The sequence below is a fragment of the Ancylomarina sp. YFZ004 genome (genome assembly GCF_054254355.1).
On the sequence record NZ_JBTCHQ010000001.1, the window covers coordinates 428,562 to 454,032 of the forward strand.

20 protein-coding genes and 1 riboswitch are annotated in these 25,471 nt (G+C 34.8%); of the genes, 5 read left to right on the forward strand and 15 right to left on the reverse strand.

Going from position 1 to position 25,471, the window contains the following annotated elements:
• Positions 1-106: 106 nt before the first annotated feature.
• The 7 genes from ACXR6G_RS01755 to ACXR6G_RS01785 all read right to left on the reverse strand — a co-directional run bounded on the left by ACXR6G_RS01755 (position 107) and on the right by ACXR6G_RS01785 (position 6,403).
• On the reverse strand, positions 107-796 hold the full coding sequence (locus ACXR6G_RS01755; protein WP_458359677.1) for a TrmH family RNA methyltransferase: 690 nt from the start codon (positions 794-796) through the stop codon (positions 107-109).
• Positions 797-926: 130 nt separating this feature from the next.
• Positions 927-1,199 (reverse strand): HU family DNA-binding protein, encoded by a 273-nt coding sequence (locus ACXR6G_RS01760; protein WP_458359678.1) that lies wholly within the window; start codon positions 1,197-1,199, stop codon positions 927-929.
• A 398-nt stretch (positions 1,200-1,597) separates the two neighbouring features.
• A complete protein-coding gene (locus ACXR6G_RS01765) occupies positions 1,598-2,617 on the reverse strand; it encodes an ABC transporter ATP-binding protein (protein ID WP_458359679.1) in 1,020 nt (339 codons plus the stop codon).
• A 55-nt stretch (positions 2,618-2,672) separates the two neighbouring features.
• Positions 2,673-3,713, reverse strand: a complete 1,041-nt coding sequence (locus tag ACXR6G_RS01770) for an iron chelate uptake ABC transporter family permease subunit (RefSeq protein ID WP_458359680.1) — start codon at positions 3,711-3,713, stop codon at positions 2,673-2,675.
• A gap of 41 nt (positions 3,714-3,754) precedes the next feature.
• Entirely contained in the window at positions 3,755-4,936 is a 1,182-nt protein-coding gene (locus ACXR6G_RS01775) for an ABC transporter substrate-binding protein (RefSeq protein WP_458359681.1), read from the reverse strand.
• An 80-nt stretch (positions 4,937-5,016) separates the two neighbouring features.
• Positions 5,017-5,226, reverse strand: a riboswitch (cobalamin riboswitch).
• 119 nt (positions 5,227-5,345) lie between these two features.
• On the reverse strand, positions 5,346-5,537 hold the full coding sequence (locus ACXR6G_RS01780; RefSeq protein ID WP_458359682.1) for an Arc family DNA-binding protein: 192 nt from the start codon (positions 5,535-5,537) through the stop codon (positions 5,346-5,348).
• 11 nt (positions 5,538-5,548) lie between these two features.
• Positions 5,549-6,403: an SPFH domain-containing protein gene (locus ACXR6G_RS01785; RefSeq protein ID WP_458359683.1), complete on the reverse strand. Its 855-nt coding sequence runs from the start codon at positions 6,401-6,403 to the stop codon at positions 5,549-5,551.
• A gap of 523 nt (positions 6,404-6,926) precedes the next feature.
• Here ACXR6G_RS01785 and dnaA point away from each other — a divergent pair.
• The 3 genes from dnaA to ACXR6G_RS01800 all read left to right on the forward strand — a co-directional run bounded on the left by dnaA (position 6,927) and on the right by ACXR6G_RS01800 (position 9,955).
• A complete protein-coding gene (gene dnaA / locus ACXR6G_RS01790; RefSeq protein ID WP_458359684.1) occupies positions 6,927-8,357 on the forward strand; it encodes a chromosomal replication initiator protein DnaA in 1,431 nt (476 codons plus the stop codon).
• A gap of 90 nt (positions 8,358-8,447) precedes the next feature.
• Entirely contained in the window at positions 8,448-9,308 is an 861-nt protein-coding gene (locus ACXR6G_RS01795; protein ID WP_458359685.1) for a hypothetical protein, read from the forward strand.
• Positions 9,309-9,343: 35 nt separating this feature from the next.
• Positions 9,344-9,955, forward strand: a complete 612-nt coding sequence (locus ACXR6G_RS01800) for an IMPACT family protein (RefSeq protein WP_458359686.1) — start codon at positions 9,344-9,346, stop codon at positions 9,953-9,955.
• Between the two features lie 38 nt (positions 9,956-9,993).
• Here ACXR6G_RS01800 and ACXR6G_RS01805 read toward each other — a convergent pair whose 3' ends face one another.
• Positions 9,994-10,569: a 3'-5' exonuclease gene (locus ACXR6G_RS01805; RefSeq protein WP_458359687.1), complete on the reverse strand. Its 576-nt coding sequence runs from the start codon at positions 10,567-10,569 to the stop codon at positions 9,994-9,996.
• Between the two features lie 87 nt (positions 10,570-10,656).
• The gene (locus ACXR6G_RS01810; RefSeq protein ID WP_458359688.1) at positions 10,657-11,445 is read right to left on the reverse strand and encodes an ATP-binding protein; all 789 of its coding nucleotides are present in this window, start codon (positions 11,443-11,445) and stop codon (positions 10,657-10,659) included.
• A 143-nt stretch (positions 11,446-11,588) separates the two neighbouring features.
• Between ACXR6G_RS01810 and ACXR6G_RS01815 the strand changes: the two genes are divergently transcribed.
• Positions 11,589-12,911 (forward strand): DEAD/DEAH box helicase, encoded by a 1,323-nt coding sequence (locus ACXR6G_RS01815; RefSeq protein WP_458359689.1) that lies wholly within the window; start codon positions 11,589-11,591, stop codon positions 12,909-12,911.
• Between the two features lie 119 nt (positions 12,912-13,030).
• Here ACXR6G_RS01815 and ACXR6G_RS01820 read toward each other — a convergent pair whose 3' ends face one another.
• From ACXR6G_RS01820 to argS, 6 genes are all read right to left on the reverse strand, one after another.
• Complete coding sequence (locus ACXR6G_RS01820; protein WP_458359690.1) at positions 13,031-14,149, reverse strand: hypothetical protein; 1,119 nt, start codon at positions 14,147-14,149, stop codon at positions 13,031-13,033.
• 14 nt (positions 14,150-14,163) lie between these two features.
• Positions 14,164-15,609: a SusD/RagB family nutrient-binding outer membrane lipoprotein gene (locus ACXR6G_RS01825; protein ID WP_458359691.1), complete on the reverse strand. Its 1,446-nt coding sequence runs from the start codon at positions 15,607-15,609 to the stop codon at positions 14,164-14,166.
• A gap of 15 nt (positions 15,610-15,624) precedes the next feature.
• On the reverse strand, positions 15,625-18,813 hold the full coding sequence (locus tag ACXR6G_RS01830) for a SusC/RagA family TonB-linked outer membrane protein (protein WP_458359692.1): 3,189 nt from the start codon (positions 18,811-18,813) through the stop codon (positions 15,625-15,627).
• Positions 18,814-19,354: 541 nt separating this feature from the next.
• Positions 19,355-20,236, reverse strand: coding sequence for a bifunctional 5,10-methylenetetrahydrofolate dehydrogenase/5,10-methenyltetrahydrofolate cyclohydrolase (locus ACXR6G_RS01835; protein ID WP_458359693.1), 882 nt, complete (start codon positions 20,234-20,236; stop codon positions 19,355-19,357).
• Positions 20,237-20,431: 195 nt separating this feature from the next.
• Positions 20,432-21,766 carry a signal recognition particle protein gene (gene ffh / locus ACXR6G_RS01840; protein WP_458359694.1) on the reverse strand — a complete coding sequence of 445 codons (1,335 nt, stop codon included), beginning with the start codon at positions 21,764-21,766 and terminating at the stop codon, positions 20,432-20,434.
• A gap of 204 nt (positions 21,767-21,970) precedes the next feature.
• Positions 21,971-23,764 (reverse strand): arginine--tRNA ligase, encoded by a 1,794-nt coding sequence (gene argS / locus ACXR6G_RS01845; protein ID WP_458359695.1) that lies wholly within the window; start codon positions 23,762-23,764, stop codon positions 21,971-21,973.
• 296 nt (positions 23,765-24,060) lie between these two features.
• On the opposite strand from argS, the gene ACXR6G_RS01850 reads away from it, so the two are divergent.
• Entirely contained in the window at positions 24,061-24,402 is a 342-nt protein-coding gene (locus tag ACXR6G_RS01850; RefSeq protein WP_458359696.1) for an avidin/streptavidin family protein, read from the forward strand.
• Positions 24,403-25,471: the final 1,069 nt, after the last annotated feature.

Consider the following 25,471-nt stretch of genomic DNA (forward strand, 5'->3'; position numbering starts at 1 on the left):
TTCCGTGACCAAATTTAATAATCTTTTCGTGAACGACGAAAAAAAAGTCAACCTTAGTAGATAAACTTAACCAAATAATACGAGAAATTAAACAAATCAGTTCATTTTATTGTGATTCCAACGTTTTTTTAAAGCGATTAATCATATTTTCACTACTTTTAATTGATCTCTTATACCATTCCAATTTCAAATCTAACTTTTCATACTCAGTCAATTGCCAATCAACATTCGAACGACGAAGAGCTGATGCCAAATGATTTAGCACAAGCGAAGCAGATACAGATATATTAAAACTTTCAGTGAAACCATACATGGGTATTTTCACAAACTCATCAGCATGATCCATTACAACATCTGATAAGCCCGTAAGTTCAGTTCCAAAAAAGAAAGCTGATTTTCCTTTTGTAAGATCAAAATCAGGCAGCAAAACATCATTGGTGTGTGGTGTGGTCGCTACAATTCTATACCCTTCTTTCTTCAACCTATTAATTGCATCAAGGGTATTTTCTTCTTTTGAATTATACCTTTTCAAATCAATCCATTTTGATGAGCCCATTACAACTTCAGGATTAAGCTCATATTTATTTGAATTTTCAATCACATGCAAATCTTGTATTCCAAAACAATCACAAGACCGCATAACTGCACTTGCATTTTGTGGCTGGAATATATTTTCCAGAACAACAGTCACATATCTTGTTCGTTCGTTTATATTTTTCTCAATCAATTCAATTCTTTCTTCTTTCATAACTGTTTCCAGAAATTGAATCAAATCTTTTTTCTGTTCAAAATTCATATCTGCTTAAAAATTAAAAATAGCGATAATCGAAATTACCGCTATTCTAAATTCCGGTTATTCTCTAACCAAAATGATATAAAAAAAGGAGGTTAATAGATAACCTCCTTTAAAATTTCTTATTCTTTAATTATTGAATTACCTCAACAAGCTCAGAACCTGCTTTGAATTTAATAACTTTTTTAGCTGGAATATCAATTGGCTTACCAGTTTGAGGGTTTCTTCCAGTTCTAGCTTCACGAGTTGAAACAGAGAATGAACCAAATCCGATAAGAGCTACTCTATCTTCACCTTTAAGAGCTTCAGAAGTAGTTTCGATAAAAGCATCAAGAGCTTTTTTTGCATCAGCTTTAGTTAAACCGGCTTTGTTAGCCATTGCTTCAATTAATTGAGCCTTGTTCATAATTTATAAGTTTTTTGGGTTAATAAAAATGTTTTTTTATCTGAATCACACACAAATATAACGGTTTTATTAAGCTTTGCAAATTTCAGAGGACAAAAAAATCAATTTTTTATGATTTTAAAGTAGCAACATAATAATATACACACACCCTATATACACGGCATTATAGAGTAAAAAAACGTACATATTTTTCAAAAAACATCACATAAGTTAAATCCCATCAACTAAAAACGTTCCATGCCCAATATCAACAACACAGGCTTAATCGCTGATTATCAGACACAAGCACAAAGGAGCACCAACCTACACCCTTAATAACCACATAGATATTAAACTTAATACAACACCAAGGAGGCCATTCATAATAAAGCATTCAAAAAACGGCTTATTCTTAATCCTTACAAATTTGAACTTAGAGCAAGCAAGAGCTCTTGAATACTTTTGCAATTCGTAAGCTCACCATTATTGTGAATTTCCCATTCCATCCTATCCTCAATTAGATGAATAGAACAATTATCAGTTTTCTCACAAGTAACTTGATACCCCTCACGCGAAAGCGCTCTTTGTGTCCAAAACCCCATCACATCATTCCCTACCAGTTGTATTTTTTGCTTTTTCTGATAATTCATGATGAAATTCCCAGTTTTTCTATCAAAATTGAATGATTTATTCTTAAAAGTATCTTCAATACTACCTGAAAGAACCAAATCTTCAGGAACTCCAATTTTAAAATCATTATTCTTAGACATCAACCAAATAATATCAGCAGCTTGTAAGGCTAAATCAAGTTCGTGAGTTGATAAAAGGATAGCCTTATCAGTTTCTTTGGCTAGATTCCTTAATAAACGCATTATTTCAACTCGATTAGGCAAGTCTAAATGGGCTGTAGGTTCATCCAACATGATTAATGGGGTATCCTGAGCCAAAGCCTTAGCGATCATCACACGTTGTCGCTCACCATCACTCAACTGATTAATGAACTTATTTGCATATGCCCATAAGCCCACTTGCTCGAGAGCCCACTTAATCATAGCTTCATCCTTCTCTGACAAGCGTCCCATCCACGACGTATAAGGATGCCTCCCAAGAGATACAATGTGATAAACGGAAAGATTCCCCACTTCTAATCGTTCAGTTAAAACGATACTTAACAAACGAGCAATCTCTCCAAAGTTACGCTCACGTATAGGTACACCCTCAACCAAAGTTTTACCTTTTAAGGGCGCTTGCAAACCTGCAATAGTTCGCATTAAAGTCGATTTCCCAGAACCATTAGGTCCCAACAAACAAACCAACTCTCCTCTTCGAACAGTTAGATTAAGGTCAGATAAAAGACATAAATCCTCACTCCTCTTTTGCTTATAACCTATCGATAAGCCATCGGTTTCTAATATATCCTTACAGTAATTATCACTCACAATAATAATTTCTTAGTACACAATTCAAAACTATACCTTCACTTGAAATATTTCTTTAGGAAAAAGAAGCCTTTACACTCCTACTCCTTAAAATCACCCATATCACCACAGGACCACCAAACATGGCGGTTACTGAGTTTATTGGTAATGTCGTTTGGTTGCCTGGAACTTGTGATAGAATATCACAAATCAACATAAGAGCTGCACCTATAAGAACAACAGCAGGCAATAAAACCTTATGACTAGCGGTTCCAAAGATAGCTCGTGCCATATGTGGGACTGCAACACCTATAAAAGCAATAGGCCCTGTAAATGCCGTTAAAGTACCTGCAACAAGAGCAGTACTAATTATAACCCAAATTCGAGTTCTATTTACGGATATACCAACACCACGCGCATAATTTTCACCCAACAACAAGGCATCCAGCGGTTTTATCAACACAAAAGACATCAGTAAGCCTAAAACGACGACTGGTGCCATTAAATGCATCTCATTCCAAGTAACACCACTAAGACTTCCAAATGTCCACACAATAAAACTTTGCAGTTGCTCAGGATCACTAAAATACTGTAGGATATTCACAACGGCTCCAGTTATACTTCCAAACATGATACCAATAATCAATAATGAGACACTGTCTGAAATTCGAATAGAAGCCATTCCAATAATTACAAATATAATAGAGGCACCAGCAATAGCAGATACAACTAGAGCCCAACTACCAAGGAAACTATATATAGCTCCAAAAACACCTGGTAGTAAAACTGAGGCCATAACCATCAATGCAACTCCCAAACTAGCTCCAGAACTAATTCCTAAGACATATGGACCTGCCAAGGGGTTTCGAAATAGAGTTTGCATCATTAAGCCAGACACAGATAAACCAGCTCCTACAAGAATAGCAGTTATAGCCTTAGGTAATCTAAAATTTAAGATGATATAATTCCAAGATGTTTTAACATCCTCTCCCATTAAAATTGCCATAATTTTATCGGAAGGAATACTTACACTCCCAAGAATAAGATCGACAACTAAAAACAAGGCAATGAGGATAAAAAGACCTCCAAATAGTATGATTTTCGATTTATTTTGCATTTCTAAATTCAATTATTTTTTCTGTACAAATTCGCAACACCCTAGTCTAATTTCTTATAAAAGTAAAGTTCATGATCAGGAAATAATTTTGGATGTAAAACTTTAGCGACATCCTTCAACAATAGATCGGGACATATCACTCCTGACTCATAATAATCATTAGCTCCCTTTTCATTTGTTCGTTTAGTGACAGAATAAACTTGCCCATCTTTATAGGCTTGAAACAAGGTATATCTTTCATCTAAGGCTTTCATTTCTTTTAAACTTTGGCAATGTGCTGGACCAAACCAAATTTTAGAACCAGACTGTTTATCAAGCACGACTTCAAAACTTAAAGGAATACTCCCTTGTGTTGAGTCAGAAAACCAACAATATTCACCTTTCGCATCGCGTAATAATTGAGCTAAATAACTCTGTCCACCTGGCATATACCAAACCCCTTTATAATGGTAACCAGAAATAACATCTGGTTTATCTTCAACATCCTTAATTTTTGATTTAATATTAGAATACCTATTTTCTAGATCAGTAAATAAATCGTCGGCTTTTTGCTCCATATTAAAAAATGCGGCTATAAATTTTGACCACTCAGCACGTGCAAGTGGGCCACTCTCCATCCATTCAATATTAAAAGCAACTGGCAAACCTGCATTTATCAATTTCGTTTCATCATTGGATATTTTCATAAATCCTGCAACCATTACAAGCTCAGGAGATAAATCAACGATTCTTTCAAAATCGAGAGTTGCTGCATGTCCAACTCCAATAACATGACCACTTTCAACTCTTTTCGAAAGCTTTTTATTATAAACTTTATCAGGCAAGGACACGGCTACTATTTTATCTGCAACACCCAGAAAATTCAATATGCCTATTTGAGTACTCGAAAGAGCAGCAATACTTCTAACTGGCACTTCGATAATCTGACCATCGGATGGTAAACTGATACCATCTTTTTTTCCTCTAGGGATAAGATAATACTTCTGGAAAACTTGCCCTTTATTCCAAGGATCAAGTACAGACAGCTCCTTATATCCATCATGGATATCAATTTTAAAACCTTTAGCATGCTTGATATTTGATTCGAAATAGAAAGATGAATCAACAATTTCATTGGGAGTTTCCGTTTTGGAAATCGTTTTCTTGTTTGTAGATTTCCCACAAGATAGGACGAGGAATAAACTAAGTGCTAAACTTAGAAGCATTAATTGACGAATACCCATTACATAAAATTAGAATGGGAAGTAGAAAAGAAGATACAACCAAAAAGTCATAATCTCGTTACTCAACTCCCGAAGTTACGAATATAAAAAAACTAAAGGCAGGTCTTCTGGCTTATCCATTCAAACGCCTTCCCATTCACCTCAGATTTTTGAGATACTAATAGTGGCTTTATCATTTGAATATACAATTCGATCTAACGAACAGGACATACAGCTGCGGGAACAGCTCCGGTTTTAAACCGGATTCCCTTTTAATTCCCATTTAGGAAACCTATTTACCTGCAAAGCTATGCAATATTTATAAAAAAAAAGCAAAATGGTCATTCTCATTGAGTGTCATAAATTGAAAAGAAAACACCACTTGTCATAAAAAAAGTGATTGTTGACTTGCAACAACCACTTCAGTTCTTTAATCTTCGGGTTCATTGATTTCTTCAGAATCTGGAACTTCTTTCTTTATACGTCCAGACTCTTTTAGGGCTTTATTAATAATCCATTCAATTTGCCCATTAGAACTCCGAAATTCATCAGCAGCCCATTTCTCCAGTTTCTTGTAGATTTCTGGATTTAATCGCAAAACAAAGGATTTCTTTTTTGTCATATTTTAATTTCCTATTGATACAAGCTTCCCGCATTTATGACAGGTGTTACATCCTTGTCAGAACAAAGAACAACCATCAAACTACTCACCATTGTAGCTTTCTTTTCTTCATCAAGTTCAATTACATCTTTTTCTTTCAGTTGATCAAGAGCCATTTCAACCATACTTACAGCCCCTTCAACAATTTTAAATCTTGCTGCAACCACAGCAGTTGCTTGTTGACGACGTAACATTGCACCAGCAATTTCAGAAGCATAAGCCAAATAATTTATTCTTGCCTCCATAACTTCAATCCCTGCTATTTCCAATCTATCAGTAAGTTCTTTTTCAAGCAATTCACTCACGTCATTACCTCCGGAACGTAAAGTAACCTCAGCCATCTCATCTTCAAAATTATCGTAAGGATACGAACCAGCCATGTGTCTAATAGCTGCCTCTGATTGAATCGCTACGAAACTAGAGTAATCATTGACATCAAAACTTGCTTTGAAAGTATCCCTCACACGCCACACCAAGACAACACCTATCATAATAGGGTTACCAATCTTATCATTCACTTTAATGGGATCGCTATCAAGATTTCTTGCTCGCAAAGATACTTTTCTCTTCGCAAAAAATGGGTTAACCCAGAAAAAACCATTCGCTTTTATAGTTCCTTTATATTCTCCAAATAAAATTAAAACAACCGACTGATTCGGATTTACAACGACAAAGCCTGGCGTCATAAACACACCAATCAAAAGTGCAATCACAAAAGCGGGGTGATGAATAACAGCCAGCCCAAAAATTCCAATCAAAAGTGAAATCAGAACTAAAAAGATAATGAAATAGCCTGATAAAGGTGAAAAGTTTCTTTCCTGTTTCATATTTATAGTATTTTGATATTATTTTGATATCAAAGTTATGAAATATTTTTTAATTGAACAAGTCTTCGTTTTCGAAGAGACTAAAAGATTAGTGCTCAAATCATATCGAAAGTTTTTAATTATCAATAAAAACTAACGACTTCAACTAACAAATTATGTTTACACATAATTAAGGAAATTGTTATAAAGATTGAATGATTTGAACACAACATCTCATTAACAAAACACACCGTTTTGTTAATTACAAATTAAAAATTTTCTTATTTAAATTCATTAAACTTGGATTTACAAAAAACCCTACTAGTCAGGCACTTAAGCGCGTAAAAACACCTAAGTCCCTAGAGCACAATTGATTAATTTTTATTTATTTATTTTCATTCTCTAACAGCTGATGTTTCAAGGGATAAATCGTCTTTTTTAAAAGTCAAGTTTAATTTCATTTTTTTTACAGATTTTTTTTATCCAAATTTGCATGACCCAATAAAATCTAGCCATTAAAACGTCTTAAAATTCTGAACAAGAAATGAACGATAATTACTTCCAAATCTGGGAAAATTGCTTAGCCGTAATTAAGGATAATGTTTCGCCAATTAGCTATAGTACATGGTTTCAACCTATCGTACCATTAAAGTTGGAGAATGAAATTCTTACTTTACAGGTACCTAGCCATTTCTTCTACGAGTACCTGGAAGAGAAGTATATTGATCTACTTAGAAAGACTTTAAGAAAGGAACTTGGTTCTAATGCAAAATTAGAATACAATGTTGTGATGGAGAATAATCAGATGGCTAATATGAAGCCTCTATCTGTTGTCGTTCCTGGGAACAACCCAGCATACACAAAAAACAGACCCGTTAAGAATCCTTTTTCTCAAGAGGAACCTAGCATCAAGAATCCATTTATTATACCGGGTATTAAAAAATTGCAAATTGATTCTCAACTAAACCCTGATTATACTTTTTCTAATTTTATTGAAGGTGATTGCAACCGATTAGCTCGTTCTGCTGGTTGGGCCGTTTCTGAGAATCCTGGAGGAACAGCATTTAACCCACTTGTATTATATGGTGATTCTGGTTTAGGAAAAACTCACTTGGCTCAGTCAATAGGATTGAAAGCAAAAGAGATTCATCCTGAGAAAACAGTTCTATACGTAAGTTCACAAAAATTCCAAACTCAGTTTACTGAAGCTATTCGTAATAATAACAAGAACGATTTCCTTCATTTTTATCAAATGATCGACATCTTGATTATTGACGATATTCAGGAGTTAGCGGGTAAAGAAAAAACACAAAATACATTTTTCCATATTTTCAACCACTTACACCAATCAGGTAAGCAATTAATTTTGACTTCTGATAAGGCACCTATTGAATTGAAAGGTATGGAGAATCGCTTACTTTCTCGTTTTAAATGGGGATTGTCAGCTGATTTGCAAAACCCGGATTATGAAACAAGAGTTCGTATTTTGCAACAAAAAGCATATAAAGATGGTATCATTCTAGAGAATGATGTGATTGAATATATCGCAACACATGTCATCAACAATGTTCGTGAATTAGAAGGAGCTCTTATTTCACTTTTAGCTCAATCAACACTGAACAAAAAAGAATTAAATCTAGAATTGGCAATTGAAATTATCGATAAATTGGTAAAGAATACCAAGCGTGAAATTTCAATTGACTACATTCAAAAGATTGTTTGTGATCATTTCAATATGCCTATCGACCTGCTTCAAGCCAAGACTAGAAAGCGTGAAATTGTACAAGCTCGTCAAATTGCAATGTATTTTTCAAAGTCTATGACTAAGGCTTCTTTATCAACCATTGGTTCACAAATTGGAAAAAAAGATCATGCAACTGTTTTACATGCATGTAAAACAGTTAACAATCTAATAGATACAGACAGAGCGTTTAAAACTCAGATTGAAGAAATAAATAAAAAATTGAAAATGTAATTGCCTACAGGCCTTACAATTTTAAAATATACAGAGGAGCTGTTCTAAAAAGAGCAGCTCTTTTTTTTAAACAAAAAATAAAGATACAAGATGTTACTCATACTACTGGCGATACTATCCTCAACAGGAATCTTCATCTGTTTCAAAAGTTTTGAAAAATTCAATATTGAAATTCTTCCAGCAATAGTCATCAATTATATTATTGCTGGACTTATGAGTTATCTCCTATCTGATAAATCAATTTCATTGCAAGAACTTTCAGAACAAAATTGGATAGGGCTTGCCTTAGTGATTGGTTTACTATTTATTGTTGTTTTCTTCATTATTGGTAAATCATCTCAAAAAGCAGGAATTACGATAACGAGCCTAGCCAGCAAAATGTCTTTTATTATCCCTATTATGTTTTCGATCTTGTATTTTAAAGAATCGGTGAACATGATGATGTTTCTAGGCTTCTCACTTGCTATTGCATCGATCATATTAGCTGTGTACAAACCATCTAACAAGACAAGTAAAATCAAACATATTTGGTTACCAGTATCACTCTTTCTTGGAGCAGGACTTGTTGATACGTTGGTTAAATACTCTCAAGAAACTTTCTTAACCAATGGCGGATCAGAGTTATTCTCGCTGGTTCTTTTTGCTATTGCTGCATTAGCAGGTCTTCTTAGCTTGTATATCCAAAAAAGATCGTTGAAACAATTAGTTTCTATCAATACCCTAATTGGAGGCAGCATTTTAGGTATCGCTAACTTTGGGTCTTTGTATTATTTAATTGCAGCCCTCAACAATTCTGGATTTAAAAGCTCTGTTGTTTTTAGCATGGTTAATATTGGTATTGTCTCCTTATCGCTTATATTTGGACTTTTCATCTATAAGGAGAAAATTAGCAAGCTCAATTATATGGGGATAGCCTTATCTTTTATTGCCATCATTATTCTGGCTCAATAAATTTGCCCCACAAATCATATTTTAACTGTTGGATTATGCAAACAGATAGTTATAAAACCATACAAAATACATCGGAAGGGATTTATAAAGAAAAGGGAAGTAAATTTATTACTTATGCTTTTCCGGTGACTTGTGAAGAAGAAATAAAGGAAGAAATCGACAAGCTCAGGAAGAAATATTATGATGCTCGCCATCATTGCTATGCCTACATGCTTGGAGCCGATAAGAAGAACTTTAGAGCTAATGATGATGGTGAACCTTCATCCACTGCAGGAAAGCCGATATTGGGCCAAATATTATCATCTGATCTCACCAATATTTTAATTGTTGTCGTCCGTTATTTTGGGGGAACAAAACTGGGGGTTAGTGGTTTAATTCACGCGTATAAAGCAGCAGCTATAGATGCTATTTCGAATGCTGAAATCATTGAGAAAACAGTAAATGACATCTACGATATCCATTTTGACTATCTAGTTATGAATGATGTTATGAGAATTATAAAAGAAGAACAACCTCTTCAAATCGATCAAGATTTTAATCTCACATGTAGAATCACTCTTAGCATCAGACAAAGCGAAGTTGAGAAGATAATTGAACGCTTTAGTAAGATTGATAGTGTCAAATCAGATCACATCAGAACTGAATAAAAAAAATCCCACCTCAAATAAAGGTGGGACTCATATTTTTAATCGAAGAGGCTTACCGTATACGGAAATTCACCCATTTGATATAGTTTATAAACAATTTTAGCTTCGTGAATAGCATCATCTAAACCTCGATGAGCTTCAATATAGCCTGTATCTCCATAGAAATAATCCCAGGCTTCTTCAACCTTTGGCCATTTAAAACCTCTACGTCCATTAGGCGCAGGCAGTTTTACAATTGGAGTTGATAAATGCATCGGACAATCTAATTCCTTAATCTGAAAACCTCTATCCTTAAGGAATCCAAAATCAAAAGCTTTATTATAAGCTGTCACTCTAAATTGATCTAATAAATCTTGAATTTCTTCTTTCTGACTATCCAAGCTAGGTGCTTCCAGCACTTCCTCGAATCGAAGATCTGAATTCTGAAAAATCCATCCAAAACCTCCACGTGTATGTGATGAACTTAAACCATCTTCCTTAATCAGAGAATTGTAAACCGGCGTTACATCACCGGTATCCAAATCAAGCTTTACAATCCCAATTTCAACAATCTTGCCACCCTGATTCAAAAAACCAGTGGTTTCTATATCTAATACTAATATCTCTTTAGCCATACGAATAGTTTAATGTATAAAACCAAATATGTCCCTTTTTACATTGGGAAACTTTGAAGAATAAAAATAAGTGAATCAAATCAAAAATCAGATATCTAACTTAGTTTTTTTTGGAATAATAGGTAAATATTCAGTTTGAACATTACTCATCGATCGAAACATATTCGTTCTGATGCGCGAATCATCACCAGCAATCCGTTCAATCATCCTTGTTGTTTCCTTACGCTTGGTGACATCTTCGTGTGGGCAAAGTTCTTTTTCCAATACAAACTTGCGAATACGACTGTACTCACGCATCTCTGCATCTTTTAAGAGTATCAATGGACGTATTAGAATGATATTCCCTTGAAACATACTCAATTTAGCTGGCATGCTGCAGACTGCCCCTTGATACATCATGTTCATCAATAAGGTCTCGATGGCATCATCCATATGGTGTCCTAAGGCAAGCTTATTACATTTAAACTCATCAGTCATTTTAAAAAGTGTTGTTCTTCGATGCCAAGAACAACGGAAACATGCAGGCTTTTTGCTTGGACGCTCAAAATCCACATTTATATCTCGGTAAATTAAAGGCACATCCAACTTTTCACAAAAATACTTCAAGAAATCACGATCAACTTCGTAAGGTAATTCTAAAACATTAATATGAACTGCAACAACCTCAAAGTTCTGTTTCTTGAATTTACGCCTTAGGGCTAGAAGTTCTAATAAAGCAAGAGAGTCTTTTCCACCAGAAACACCAACCATAATTCGATCCCCCTCCTCTATCAATTCGAAATCACTAATGGCTTTACCCATTCTTTTAGCAACCTTGCGCTGAAAATAGATATCTTTCTTTTCCTGTTCTGTCTTTGGTTTTTTCACCGTCTCCATAATTCCATTCTTTAAGATTGCCAAAAATAAGAGAAAGATTCCAACCTATCGATTATCACTCCAATTTAAAATGAATTAGGATAATGCCTAGCTTAAATGAATGGGTATACCAATTATTAGGAAATTAGAATTACTTTTGCCGCATGCAAGAAAATAAGATTAACATACAGGAGATTTTAAGGAAATTAGGAATTGAAGCCTTAAAGCCAATGCAAGAGAAATGTATTGAAGCATGGACCAAAAATGATGATATCGTTCTTCTATCCCCTACTGGATCAGGAAAAACATTAGCATTTCTACTTCCTCTCCTTAATCAACTTGATGAAAATAAAAATGGCGTTCAGACTTTAATCTTAGCTCCATCTCGCGAACTTGCAATCCAAATAGAGTCAGTTTTTAAAAGTCTATCGACTCCTTTTAAAGTGAATTGTTGCTATGGCGGCCATGCCATGAAAATTGAGAAAAACAGTCTTTCTACGCCTCCCGCTGTTCTTATTGGAACACCTGGACGAATTGCCGACCATCTTCGTCGTGAAAATTTTTCACCAGATAGTATCAACACCATTATTTTAGATGAGTTTGACAAATCTCTGGAACTTGGTTTCCACAGAGAAATGGGGCAAATTATTGAACAATTAGAGTTTATCAAAAAAAGAATTCTAACATCAGCAACAAAAAGCGAGAGTATTCCAGAATTTACTGGAGTAACAAACCCCTTTGAGATTAATTATTTAGTTGATACTCCTAAAGAATCTCTTGTTGAGAAAATAGTTAGAGCTGATGGTAAAGATAAATTAGCCGCTCTTTTCAATTTAATTTGTCACAATGGCAACGAAGCCACATTGGTCTTCTGTAATCATCGTGATACTGTCGATAGAATCAGTGACCTTCTAAAGGATTCACATCTTCAACACGACACGTTTCATGGTGGCTTAAAACAAGACGATCGTGAAAAAGCTCTTATTAAATTCAGAAATGGATCTCACCAGATTCTAATTACAACAGATTTAGCATCCAGAGGGCTTGACATCCCTTCAATCAAACATGTGATACATTATCAGTTACCAACGACTGCAGATGCTTACACACACCGTAACGGTCGTACGGCACGAATGGATGCCTCAGGTAAATCTTATTTCATATTAGCAGATAGTGATTATCTTCCTGAGTTCATCAATCAGGACATTGAAGAAATGATTATTCCTGACAACCTTACATTACCCGAAGATCCTGAGTGGCTAACCATCTACATAGATGCAGGTAAAAAGGACAAGATTAACAAGATGGATATTGTAGGATTCTTCATGAAGCAAGGTCAACTTGAAAAAGATGAGTTGGGTAAAGTAGAAGTACTGGATCATGCTTCTTTTGTGGCTGTAAAACGTAAAATGGCTGAAAAGCTTTTGAGAATGCTAAAAAATGAGCGCATTAAGAAAAAGAAGGTAAAGATGGAAGTGAGTTACTAATCTAATCATCTTCAAAAGATATCGAAAATAACAAATCCCAAGCTTCAAATGAGGCTTGGGATTTGTTGTATAAAAAAAGAGTTGATCCGAAGATCAACTCTTTTATATATTAGTAATGATTACTTCTGTGCATCATATACTTCAATAGAACAATCGAATGAAAGAAAATCATCTTCGCCTTTTCTATTATCATTAGAACCAGTAACCTTAATAGTTCCATAATAATCTTTAGAATCGCGAACAGTCTTTACAATAAAACGATCACCCACTTTAGCGTCAGCAATTGTAGTAACTGTAGTAGCAACATCAAAAGCAGCTTTAAGAACAGGCAAATTCATTTCTACCTTAAGATCTGCATCAGTGATTAAGAAGATTTCAGTTCCATTAAGAGCATCAAAACCTTGCATTAACTGATCAAAATCATGTGTAAACTCAAGCATACACATAGTGCCATCAACAGGTACTGCCTTAGTTTCAACAAGGTCGAATCCAGGCTTAACCATGTCAATTTTAGAGCTAGTTGCTTCCTCCATTAAATATTCACTAACAGTAATAGAAGTTGTAACAGTATCAGTAAAAGTTCCAACTGTAGCTACTAACATCAAAGAGATCTCATCACCTTTTACATAGTCAGCACCTTTGAAACCCCAATTTAAATTGGCAGCATCATAATCCATTGACCATAGTTCAGTGTAATCAACATCATCATTTACTTTAATAGAAGCAGTAACAATAACACCACTTGCAGTTTCAGGAGAAACCTTATAAGTAAAGTTCTTAACTACATCAGACATCTCAAAAATTGGATCAGTCTCTTCTTCATCATCAACAGTAACAAAAGGATCTTTAATTGAAGAAGCAGAAACCATATCTATAGTTGTATACATTTCCTTTTCTTTTCCATCAACCATTGCATAAACATACAATCTAGAAGCATCATCAATTGCAGATAAATCTAAATCTGAACGGTTAAAAGTCGCAGTTACTTTGTTATTTGTTGCAGTACCTGTACCAATTTCATTTCCATCATAAACAAATCTAACTGCACCTACAGTTTTTGTTGTTGTTTGAAAATCAATAGTAGTCTCCAACTGAGTATCTAAAACTGTAAATGAAGACGCAGACAGATCTAGTTTTGCCGTATCATAGTAATTTAGTTCTTGATCGAAATCATCGCAAGATGCAAACGATACTGCCAGAAACATTACTAGAATATATTTTAAAATATTTTTTTTCATAGTTTTTATATTTTTTAGAATTTATCCCACCAAAGTTTAGTTGTAGCTTTATCACCACCAATAGCAGCAGAAGCAGCATCATAATTCGCCTCGTTCATTTCGTTCTCATCAAAAGGATAAGGGTAACGAGAAGGAATATCAGAATACTCCATTCCATGAGGCGTATTTAAAATTGGGAAATCTAAACGTCTCCATTCAGCCCAACCTTCAACACCTCGGTTGTACATTGCTAACCATTTCTGAGTACCAATTTTTTCTTTCCAATTACCAGCTGCAGTTGCATAAGCAACATTGGCTTGAGCTAGGTAAGCAGCTGCAGAAGCTTCAGTTCCACCATAATAAAGAATACTAGCAGTAACACCATTATTATAGTGCTCCTCAGCAGTTCCACCAACAGCATAACCTCTTTCAACAGCTTCAGCTAAGAAAAACTCCATCTCAGAATAATCAGCTAAAACAACTTCTAAGGTAGGCTCAAAAAACATATCAGTAAAATGTGAAAATTGGTCATAAACACCACCATCTTCTTTACCATATTCGATTCCTTTATAGACACCACCTACTGTAGTAAACCATAAAGGTAAACGTGGGTCAGTAAGAGCAAGCATCTTATCAATTAAAGTATTAGAAGGCGTGTAGTCTTTTCTACCATCAATCAAGAAACCATCATAAATGGTATTGACGTGTGGATCGGCTCCGATATAACCGAAGAAAGCTCCTTCAAGATTGGCATCATAAACACCAGCAGCCAAAGCTTCAGTAACAACAGTAGCAGAGTTAAAACTAGGAACATCAGCCATACGCATTCCCATTCTTAATTTCAAAGCATTACCTAACATTTCCCATTTAGCAAGATCGCCATCAAATAATAAGTCTTCATGTCCCCATGTTCCTTTAGATGCATCTAAACTTGCGATTGCAGCATTCAAGCGAACCAAAAGGTCAGCATATAAAGTTTCTGCATCATCATATTTAGGTGTAAAATCAGGAATATCAAGAACTGCTTCTGAATATGGAATATCTCCAAAAGTCTCAGCTAAAACAGTAAATGAATAAATCTCAAGAATCGTCATGGTCGCTTTCTGATTAATAGCTTTATCAGCCAAAGCTCCAACATAACCAGCATTATCAAGAATCATCATAGCTTCTCGAAGGTCTTTGATCACATCCTTGTAGAATTCAGAAGAAAATGTATCAGAAATACCTCTATCAAGAAAATCGTAACGACTCTCATTTGTATAAGTAGTTTCCATCCAATATTGAGCAAGCAGACGTGAAATATTTCTATTTACACTCATACTATTGTACTGATTTACAAACTCAATTTGAGCTTGAGTAAATAAGGTTTCTACTGGCACATTACTTGCGTTCTTAGGATCAATATTATCCTCTAGTGAGCAAGAAACAATTCCCACCGTAGAAATAATTCCTAGTAATAGATATGTTATTTTTTTCATCATAATTGTCTTTTAAAATTAAAATCCTAATGTTACGTTGAAACCAAAACTTCTAGATGTTGGGTAAGAAGCATTTGCAATACCTTGCTTGTTTCCAGAACTCTGTCCTGTTTCAGGATCAAAACCAGGCGTATTCTTTTGGATAATCCAAAGATTACGTCCTACTGCAGAAATAACAACTTTATTTAAGAAAGTGCTATTTAAAAGATCTTTAGGTAGAGAATAAGATAAAGCAACCTCTCTCAACTTAACATATGATGCATCATATAAGTATCTAGCAGTAGGTGTTCTTCCATAATACTGGTCTCCACCCCAACCATTAGCACGAGCAAAGGTTGTATTTGGTGTACCATCAGCCATTACTGCTTCAGCGTGTAGAATACCTCCACCGTCTGATACAGCATCACGTTTAGGATTTCCCTTTGAGTTCAAGCCACCAGTTTCTTTAAATAATCCTGTAGCTAAACCATACTTACGGTCTACAGAATAAATATCACCGCCTTTTTGAATATCAATTAGGGCTCTTAAAGAAAAACCTTTATAAGAAAGTGTGTTTGTAATACCTCCACGCCAGTCTGGCTGGATATTACCAATCACTTCTTCTTTCTCAGTTCTAGTATAGTATCCTCTTGAGTCTACAGTCTTCTTTCCATCAGTATAAACAAAGTTTGTACCTCTTAACACACCATAAGCTTCACCAACATGTGCATTCATTGAAATATCCCAAGCTGAAGTAATTAGAATGTTTTTTACACCATCGTAAAGACTCTTAACTTCATTATTATTCTTAGAGAAATTCAAGTTCATATCCCAAGTCAGATCATTATTCTTAACTGGCGTTAAGTTTAATGCTATTTCAACACCTGTATTCTCAATCTCTCCAGAGTTTACGAATGCTTGTTGGTATCCACTTGCTCTTGATACATTTACAGCCATAATTTGGTCAAAAGAATTTGACTTATAAACAGCCACATCAAAACCGACTCTATTATCGAAGAAGTTTGCTTCTAAACCAACTTCGTAACTCTTTGTTCTTTCCGATTTCAACTCAGGATTCTGAAGAACAGAATTTACAGAGAATATAGCTTGACTTCCCCAGTTAGATCCCTGTGAATAAGAAGATCTTAAATTATAAGGATTTGTATCATTACCTACCTCAGCATAATTAGCTCTTAATTTAGCAAATGACAAGAAAGAAATATCTTTCATAGCACCTATCTCAGAAAGAATAATACTTGTAGAAACAGCAGGGTAAAAATAAGTGTTATCATCTGATGGTAATGTTGAAGTATTATCAACTCTAAAAGAAGCTTCTAAATAAGCGAAGTTCTTATATCCTCCAGAAAAGCTACCATAAAAACTCTTCATATTTCTCTCAAGTAGTGTTTCTGTTGGAGATTTTTCAACTGTGGTATTTTTCACAGTGTATAAACCAGGAACAACTAATCCACCAGAAGTCTGTGCAAAAATAGATTGCTGAACATTCTCTCTATAGTTAGCTCCAACAAGACCAGTGAAGTTAAATTCATCAACTCTCTTCTTAAACTTCAACATCACGTCTGTATTCCACTCAGAGAACGTTCTGTCATAAGTTGAAAAAGATGACTGATCATTTGATCCAACAGCATTTCTTTCATTTTGTCTCTCGTGGTAATAATCCAAAGATGATTTAAAAGTCAAAGAGAACATATCATTCAATTCATAATCTAAAGATGTGTATCCATATAAACGATTTCTTTCATCATCCTGGAAATTCTCATAACGAGTCCAATATGGGTTATTAGCATAAGCAGGATCCAAATCAGTAGGACTGTTAGCATTCCAAGTTCTCTGATCTCCATCTGGAGATTTATAATAATTCTCTAATCTCTTAAAATCAAGGTTAGTCTGGAACCACTGTGCAAAATTCTGCATAGGGTTATTACTATCATAACCTGTACCATATCTTCCTTTACCTTTAGTGTTCACATAGTTTGCACTTGCAGAAACAGTAAACTTATCATTTAACTCGTGATTAGCTTTAAAAGCAATCGTATTCTTCTTAATTTTTGAATTAGGAAGAATTCCACTTTCGTCAGAGTTAGTAAAAGATAATCTAAAATTAGAAACATCAGTACCACCTGTTAAGGCAACACTATTTGTATATTTCATACCTGTTTCAAAGAAATCGTATACTGTGCTTTTTGGAGCAACCCAAGGACGAGTTTCACCATAGTTAGAAGCATTAGGATCTAGGGCATCCCAATGAACAACTTGTAAATTAGGATCAAAAGCAGGTCCCCAAGATGCATCATCATTTGTATTAACAACATTAAAGCCGTTAATCGCACCTTCAAAACTCCAATCTTGAGAATAACCAGCACCATACTCATACTGATACTCTGGCATAGTCTCTTTGTCAATTGTACTCCAAGTAATACCTGAATTTACAACAACACCAATACCATTCTTATTCTTAGCACCTTTCTTGGTTGTAATTAAAACAACACCATTCGCTGCTCTAGAACCATAAAGTGCAGATGCAGCAGCACCTTTAAGAATAGAAACCGACTCAACATCATCAGGATTGATATCGGATGCAGCATTACCATAGTCATATCCACCCCAACCACTTTGCTGGTTATCAGTATTGGTATTACTATTATCCATAGGTACACCATCAACTACAAATAAAGCCTGGTTGTTACCTAAAAGAGAAGCAGTACCACGAATTAGGATATCTGCTGATCCTCCCATAGTATTAGCTTGACGGATATTAACACCAGCAACCTTACCTGAAAGAGCATTTACAATATTGGATTCTTTAACTTCACTAACGGCATCACCACTAATTTCAGTTACTGCATAACCTAGAGACTTTTTCTCTCTTGTTACACCCAATGCAGTTACAACAACCTCATCCATACCAATAGATTCAGTTTCTAAAACAACATTAATTACAGTTTGTGAACCGACTGTGATTTCTTGAGGAACCATACCCACAAAACTATAAACAAGCACATCACTTGCTGAAGCTTCAAGACTATATTGTCCATCAATATTTGTACTCGCACCAATTGTGGTACCTTTTACAACAACAGATACACCAGGCATTCCGAGCCCGTCGTCGGCACTGGTTACCGTACCGGTGATTTGCTTGCTTTGCGCAGTCACTATTTGAGTTCCCACAAAAAGTAGAAAAACAAATAGTCCAATTAATTTTTTCATAAAAATTCTTTTTAGTTAGTAAATAAGTAAAGATGCAAATGGTTTTATGGTAATAATCAATGCTAAATTTAATACTTATAATGGATTTAACAAATATTAACACTGTTTTAACACATGGTAACATTTATGATTTTTATCAGTATTCATTACAAAACCACTGGGGATTTTTATGTTCTCAAAATCAAATACAAGTAGTTAATTGTATTTTTTACATTTTAAGAATCAAGCAAATAGAGATTCCTGAATACAGGAATATACATATGACACCTAATGTATATCGTATTACTGCGCCTCCTCCTATTCTTAACCCATCTAAATAATCAACTTAAACAAGATTAAGCCTGCAAATCACTCTTCAAAGCTCAATAGTTACACGATAAACTCATTATTGCAGAAAGAATAACATGCTCGTTTCACTTCAGAATTGAAGCTGAAGCCTTAATTAAGTAATCAAGAACAACGATTTTCAGGACACTTTAGGCAAAAAAAAAGGGATGATTCAATTAAGAATCATCCCTTCATATATTTTTGATTTAAACTCTTACGAATAAATCTCATTTTTTGATGCGATCAACGTGTTTTGTAGTAAAGACACAATAGTCATTGGACCAACTCCACCAGGAACTGGTGTGATGAATGAACACTTTGGAGACACTTCATCAAAATTGACATCACCAATTAGCTTCCAACCAGATTTAGTCTTATCAGATTTAATTCTATGAATTCCAACATCAATTACAACAGCTCCAGATTTAACCATATCACCTGTCAAGAATTCTGGCATACCAATAGCAACAATAATGATATCTGCTTCACGAGTAATCTCAGGAATATTCTTAGTACGACTATGACAAAGTGTTACTGTACAATCACCGTGAGAAGCTTTACGAGACATTAATACACTCATTGGTGTACCAACAATGTTACTACGACCAATCACGACACAGTTCTTACCTGAAGTTTCAATCTTATATCGCTTTAACAACTCTACGATACCTGCTGGAGTAGCTGGTAAGTAAGTTGGTAAACTTGCGACCATCTTACCTACATTCATAGGATGGAATCCATCAACATCTTTCTCAGGGCGAATGGTCTCAATAACTTTGGATTCTGAAATATGCTTAGGCAATGGTAATTGAACAATTAAGCCATCGATTGAATCATCTTGGTTTACTTTCTCAATTTCAGCTAACAGATCAGCTTCTGTAATCGTATCTTCGAATCTAAACTCAGAAGAATCAAAGTTTACTTGATGACAAGCTTTAACTTTTGCAGCCACATAGGTTTCGCTTGCACCATCATGCCCAACAATAATAGCCGCAAGGTGTGGCTTTTTACCGCCATTTTTAATAATACCCTCAACTTCAGCAGCAATTTCTTGCTTTACTTCAGCCGAAATCTTTTTCCCATCGATTAATTGCATGTGTCTATGATTTTAAAATTGTCACATGGAAGTCGCCATAATAATCATCTAATTGGGGTTCCCCCTTGTGATAATGGCTCGTTTCATGACTATGTTTTGTATCTGTGATAAGTATTATGCAGCCTGAATCTTAGCTACAAATCATTATTGTTATAAAAAATGCCTGACTGAGAAGCCAAGCATTTTATATTGTGTTTATCGCTTTCTCATCGGAAGATTTCCCATCATTCGAGACATCTTTCCGCCTTTCGACATCATTTTCATCAACTTTCGTGTTTCATCAAACTGCTTAATCAGTCGATTTACATCTTGAATATCAGATCCACTACCAGCAGCAATACGCTTACGTCGGGATCCGTTCAATAAAGTTGGATTTTCACGCTCTAATGGTGTCATCGAATAAATAATCGCTTCAATACCTTTAAATGCATCATCATCAATATCGATATTCTTAAGTGCCTTTCCAACACCAGGAATCATAGATGCTAAATCCTTAAGATTACCCATTTTCTTAATCTGAGAGATCTGAGAAAGGAAATCATTAAAATTGAACTGATTCTTAGCAATCTTCTTTTGCAGGCTACGAGCTTCATCAGCATCGAACTGCTCCTGTGCACGCTCAACAAGTGAAACGATATCACCCATACCCAAAATACGGTCAGCCATACGTGATGGATGGAAAACATCTAAAGCTTCCATTTTCTCACCTGTACCAACAAACTTAATTGGTTTGTCTACAACTGAACGAATAGATAAGGCAGCACCACCACGAGTATCACCATCTAATTTTGTTAATACAACACCATCGAAGTTTAATCTATCATTAAACTCTTTAGCTGTATTCACAGCATCCTGTCCCGTCATAGAATCGACAACGAATAAGATTTCAGAAGGTTTGATTGCCTTTTTAACAGCTTCAATTTCCTTCATCATCACCTCATCAACAGCCAAACGACCTGCCGTATCGACAATGACTAAATCGTGACCTTTTGCCTTTGCTTCTTTTATTGCAGCTTCAGCAATCTTAACTGGGTTCTTACTATCCTTATCTGAATATACCGGAACACCAATTTGCTCACCCAAAACGTGCAACTGATCAATCGCAGCTGGACGGTAGACGTCACAGGCAACCAGAAGAGGGTTCAATGAACGTTTCGTTTTTAGTAAGTTGGCTAACTTTCCTGAAAAAGTTGTTTTACCAGAACCTTGAAGACCCGCGATCAAAATAACAGCAGGATTACCTTTAGTTTCAATATCAACTTGCTCTCCCCCCATCAATTCAGCCAATTCATCGTGAACGATTTTCACCATCAATTGATTTGGCTTCAATGAAGTTAGAACATTTTGTCCTAATGCTTTTTCTTTTACTGTAGCAGTAAACGACTTGGCGATTTTAAAATTGACATCGGCATCAAGTAAAGCACGACGAACATCCTTTAAAGTTTCAGCTATATTTATTTCGGTGATCTTTCCGTGTCCTTTCAACAACTGAAAGGACCGTTCAAGTCTTTCATTAAGATTTTCAAACATTCTTTTCCGGATTTTTTTTTAGTTCCCTGCAAAAATAAAAAATTCTCTGTATTTGCTCATATCTCATGACATCTTTTAATAAGACACCATTTTTAAGTCAATCCAGATTTTTTTTACAATTAAATTGAATAAGCAGCCTCAATTTAGGCTATACTTATTCTTATATCTTACACTTTGTAAAGGCCGAAGCCAAAACAAATATAATTACATTCTCTCTGGTAAGCTAACTCCCAATAGGCTCATTCCCGACTTAATAATTCCTGCTACTTGTTTAGATAAAACAAAACGGAAATTTCTTAAATCTTCGTCCTCCTCTTTATTCATTGGAAAATCGTGATAAAACTGATTGTATTCCTTAGACAAATCGTAAATGTAATTTGAAATTAAAGCTGGACTTGTATCGCGACCTGCATCCTTAATTACATTTGGATAATTTGCTAACATTTGAATTAAGAATGACTCCTTCTCAGAAATAGTTAGATCAGCTTTAGCTAATTCAGGAATTTCAATACCACTTTCAGTTGCCTTACGCAATACCGACTTGATACGTGTGTATGTATATTGAATGAATGGCCCTGTATTTCCGTTAAAATCAATAGATTCTTTAGGATTAAACATCATATTCTTTTTAGGATCAACCTTAAGAATAAAATATTTCAATGCACCCATTGCTACCTTATAATAGACATCTTCAGCTTCTTCCTTCGAATAACCTGAAAGTTTACCTAGTTCTTCTGAAGTCTCACGAGCTGTATTAACCATCTCTTTCATCAAATCGTCGGCATCAACAACTGTTCCTTCACGTGATTTCATTTTACCTTCTGGCAATTCAACCATACCATAAGATAAATGCTGAATTTTATCATGCCACTCGTATCCCAATTTCCCCATCACCAATGACAGAACCTGGAAATGGTAATTTTGCTCATTACCTACTACGTAGATGTGCTCATCAATTTTAAACTCATTAAAACGCTCATAAGCGGTTCCAATATCCTGAGTCATATATACTGATGTTCCATCATCACGAAGCAATAGTTTGTGATCTAAACCATCAGATTCAAGATCAGCCCAAACAGATCCAGTCTCTTTCTTATAAAGAACACCTTCCTCAAGGCCTCGCATAACGATAGCCTTTCCCTGCTTGTATGTATCCGATTCAAAGTAAACCTTATCAAAGTCAACTCCCATTGTTTTGTAAGTAACTTCGAATCCAGCTAATACCCAATCATTCATTTTACGCCAAAGAGCAACAGTTTCTTCGTCTCCAGCTTCCCACTTCACAAGCATTTCCTGTGCTGCGAGCAATAAAGGTGCTTTTTTCTTAGCCTCATCAGCTTCCATGCCACCGGCAACAAGAGTTTCAATCTCCTTTTTATACTCCTTGTCGAATCTCACATAATATTTTCCAACTAAGTGATCGCCCTTAATACCTGTCGATTCTGGAGTTTCTCCTTCACCAAAAAGCATCCAAGCCAGCATTGACTTACAAATATGAATTCCTCTATCGTTCACAAGATTTACCTTGATCACTTCAAGACCATTCGCTTTTAAAATTTGAGCAACAGAATAACCTAATAAGTTATTTCTGATATGTCCTAAGTGAAGAGGCTTGTTTGTGTTAGGAGATGAATACTCAATCATCACTTTTCTAGCACCTTCAGTCAAAGGAATAAAACCGTAATTATCAGTTTTTACGGCATCATTCAAAAGTGAAAGCCAATATGAATTGTCAATAACCAAATTCAAGAAACCTTTAACGATATTAAATGAAGGAATGGCATCGATATTTTCTTGTAAATAATTTCCAAGGTCATTAGCAGTTTCTTCAGGTGATTTCTTAGAGAAGCGTAAAAATGGAAAAACGACAACAGTTAAGTCTCCCTCAAATTCGCGTCTGGTCTTTTGAATCTGAACACTATCCTCTTCAACTTTCTGACCATAGCATGCACTTATGGCCTCTACTACTTTACCTTTAATAATACTTTCAATACTCATTTGGAAATTCTTTGTTCGGGAAATAAAATTGATAGTTTCAACTGATTCATTTTACCTCCGCATGAAATTAAAATAATTCAAAATTAGGCTCTCCAATCTTTCAATCTGCAGATCAATACTAATATTCGAATTTGCAAAGATAGCATGAATTCCAAAAAAACATATTTTCAATGTCTAGAAATCTTGTAAAAATCACTTATTTCGACTATATTAATTTAAAATATTGGTTCTTTTTACTTACACCATCAAGAAACAAGGCTTTCTAAGAAATGTTTCTGATATAAAAAAACTGCCCTATGAACATAAATTTAAACGGACGCTGGCGAAATCAGTATAATTCTGAAATGAATTTAAGTATTGATGGTCAGAACATCACAGGAACTTTCCAAACTGGAATCGGACTTCCAAATTTTGAAGAGAAATTTGAAATCATTGGACGTTTTAAAGATAACGTTATTGCCTTTATGGTTGATTTTGGTCAATATGGCTCACTTGCCTGCTGGACAGGACGTGTAGAAGTTGATGATATTGGTGTGGTTATTCACTCGATGTATCACCTTTCACAATCTGAAGGAAGCGATGAAGAGAAAATGGCTAAAGCTATTATAACGGGAGTGGGAACATTTAGAAAACCATAGATCTCTACGCAAAATTAAAATACCCTCTTCACTAATAAAACGAGGCTTTCCAGAGCATTCAACCTAATATTTAACATTAAATTACATTGGTTATAAAGCAGTTATGATTCATTCAACTCATGCATTTTTAACCTTCTTTAACTTAGTTTTTTTTTTCAAAATAGATTAAAGCTGTATGTTTGTAATAGTAAAACAAAATTGATTTCTAAGATCAATTCTAAACTCTGAATCACATGAGTTTGGTCGTTTTCATAGGTTAGATTTAGGTTAGTAAGAAAAACTCAGGTGGGGACCTGAGTTTTTTCATTTATACCAATCTAACATCCTCTTCACTCCAGATATTAATTATTGACTCCTTATCTTAAAAAAAGACTCATCAAAATAAAGCTTAACCTTCTTTAACTTGTATTGACTACCCTTAACTAAAGAAATCTCTATGTTTGTATTGTTGAAACAAACTAACAATCCAAAGTTAGTTCTAAGCTCAACTCTAAAAAAAGCTTAGTCAATTTTTTCATAGGTTAGATTTAGGTTAGTAAGAAAACTCAGGTGGGGACCTGAGTTTTTTCTTTTTATAAGAATCTCAAATCACCACTATCCGAATATCAATTTATTGAACCTATCTAGTTTTAAACATCTTGAACCTACATTTCAAACTTCATAAAATAATAATCTTAACCTTCTTTAACTTGTATTGACTAGCCTTAACTAAAGAATCATCTATATTTGTAGTGTAGAAACAAGACTAATTATTTCATAATTAGAGCTGGACCAACTCCAAAAAGTTCAGCAAGTTTTTCATAGGTTAGATTTAGGTTAGTAAGAAAACTCAGGTGGGGACCTGAGTTTTTTCTTTTTATAAGAATCTCACATCAGCACTATCCAAATATCAATTTATTGTATCGATCCTTCTTAAGTATTTGATTCATCATGTCAAAACATCATATGAATAGAAAGCTTAACCTTCTTTAACTTGCATTGACTACCCTTAACTAAAGAAACAGCTATATTTGTAATGTTGAAACAAACTAACAATCCAAAGTTAGTTCTAAGCTCAACTCCAAAAGAG